The 747-nt window shown below is 59.6% G+C and carries 1 protein-coding gene; it reads right to left on the bottom strand.

Annotated elements, in window-relative coordinates; translation table 11 throughout:
* Window positions 1-747, bottom strand: a 747-nt coding sequence (locus tag U8U68_RS22030) for a transposase (protein ID WP_322204622.1), incomplete at both ends; no start/stop codon positions are given.

The raw sequence follows: 747 nt of genomic DNA, 5'->3' as shown, positions 1-747 counted from the left end.
TTCAGTTCAGCTTTCGTGCGGTCATGGGCGGGCTGTGGCACGACAAAGAAGTCGATGCCCAGTTCTTCCAGCGCTCGGTGTGCCAGGGGGAAGTCATAGGCGGAGTCCGCCGCAGCGGCTTGCAGCGGCACAACATGTTTATGGACGTACTCCAACTGCTCCAAATAGGGCCGTGAGTCATGGACATCCCCCGGCGTCACGGTTACAGCAGTGATGATACCGTAGTCCGGGTCGGTTGTCTGGTGAGACAGATAATAAAAACCGCTGGGCTTGCCGGGCCGCTTCATGTAGCCCGACTCCGGGTCGGTACTGCTCACCTTCTTGCGGGAACTGCGCTTGTCCTTTTTCACCTGCTTTGTCCGCTTCGCCCGGCGCTGCCCTGTCTGCCGTTTCAGCTCCTCCAGTCCCTCCTCCTCATAGGCGTCCAGCCGCTCCCAATAGTTCCCCGCCTCTTCCAGCGCATCTACCTCCTGTTCCGAGGCCCTGGACGCGTTGGCCTTGACATGGGTGGAGTCCGTCACCGCCAGCCGTCCGCTCACCAGACCTTTTTCCACGCACTGGCGCACCACTTCCTCAAACAGACGCCGGAACACCTTCCGAAACGCAGGCTTCCGCCGCCGCAGCTGGCTGATCGTACTGTGGTCTGGCACTCGTTCATCCAAATCTATTCCAAGATACCAACGAAACGCATTGCTGTCCGCACACCGTACCTCGATCTGCCGCTCCGAGGGGATGCCGTACAAAAAA

This window comes from Acutalibacter intestini, from assembly GCF_034334985.1.
Classification (GTDB): Bacteria; Bacillota; Clostridia; order Oscillospirales; family Acutalibacteraceae; genus Acutalibacter; species Acutalibacter intestini.
Note: the sequence above shows the minus strand (reverse complement) of the source record. Positions and strands in the feature narration are given on the sequence as shown.